At 39.1% G+C, this 1,546-nt stretch carries 1 protein-coding gene; it reads left to right on the top strand.

Translation table 11 applies throughout. The features are described from left to right. Positions 1-70: 70 nt before the first annotated feature. Positions 71-1,546, top strand: a 1,476-nt coding sequence (locus tag I6E26_RS10960; protein WP_235321903.1) for an IS1182 family transposase, incomplete at its 3' end; no start/stop codon positions are given.

Genomic DNA, 1,546 nt, shown 5'->3' with positions numbered 1-1,546 from the left:
TCAGATTGTTGACAAACTAGCATAAGGCACTCCATTCATGGTAAAATATTATTATGATTGAGGTGTTTTTATGTATAAGAAAAAGAATCGTGCAAAACAACATCAGATGCAGTTCATAACCCTGGATGACCTTGTTCCAGCAGATCATATTCTTAGATTGATTGATGATGCTATAGATTTTAGCTTTATATATGATGAGGTTGAGGGATTATATGCCTCCGGCAGAGACGGCAGACCTGGAATTGATCCAGTTTCGCTGTTTAAAATTATATTCATTCAATATCTATTTGGTATAAGAAGTATGCGTCAAACCATAAAGGAAATTGAGGTAAATACAGCATACCGATGGTTCATAGGATATGAGCTTTTAGAACCTATACCGCATTTTTCTACATTCAGCAAGAACTATACGAGACGGTTCAAGGATACAGATATATTTGAGAAAATATTTCAGCATATACTACAGGATGCTGTAAACAACGGTTTTGTGGATGCCAGTGCTGTTTTTATTGATGGAACCCATATAAAAGCTAGTGCCAATAAGCATAAGACTCAGAAGGTCACTGTGACCAAACCTATACCACAGTATAAATCTGAACTGGATCAGGAAATTGATAATGACCGTAGCCAAAAGGGAAAGAAGCCCTTTGACCGTGATGGAAACAATGACAAAACCATAAAGCGTACAGTAAGCACCACCGATCCGGATAGCGGCATGTTTGTTAAAGGTGAGCATGAGCGTCAATTGGCTTATGTTGCCAATACAGCCTGTGACAAGCATAATTTTGTGCTTGGATTTCATCTTGGTGCTGGCAATATACATGACAGCCAGATGTTTCATGAGGTATTCAAGAAGCTGGAGGTGTTTAAGTCTGAGATAAAAGCCGTAGCAGTGGATGCTGGATATAAGACACCTGGAATAATGCGAGAAATAATACAGCGAGGCATGATACCGGTTGTCCCATATAAACGTCCCATGACCAAGAAGGGCTTCTTTAAAAAGACTGATTACGTCTATGATGAATACTATGACTGCTATATATGTCCAGCCAACAAACTGCTACATTATTCTACTACTAATAGAGAAGGCTACCGTGAGTATAAAAGCAATCCATTAGAATGCAGCCAATGTCCATATATTGAAAAATGTACAATGAGCCGCAACCATACAAAGGTTGTGACACGCCATATATGGTCAGAGTATATGGAATATGCTGAGGAATACCGGCATGTATTCCAATACAAGGAAATCTATAAGCAACGCAGAGAAACCATTGAGAGGGTGTTTGCAGATGCTAAGGAACGTCATGGTTTAAGGTATACCATGCTGCGTGGCCTGGAAAAGGTAAAAATGCAGGCGACGCTTACTTTTGCGTGCATGAATTTAAAGAAATTGGCAATATGGAAACACAGGAAGAGGCAACCAAAGCCACCTGTACATGGGAAAAATAGTTTTTGTGAGAAAATAAAATACAGATTACTTTATAAGGCAAAAATATGGCAGCGAGTGTGGATAACTCGCTGCCATATTTGTCTACGGTCTGAA

This window comes from Anaerovibrio lipolyticus, assembly GCF_021531495.1.
Lineage (GTDB): Bacteria > Bacillota > Negativicutes > Selenomonadales > Selenomonadaceae > Anaerovibrio.
This window is presented reverse-complemented; position numbering and strand designations above follow the sequence as displayed.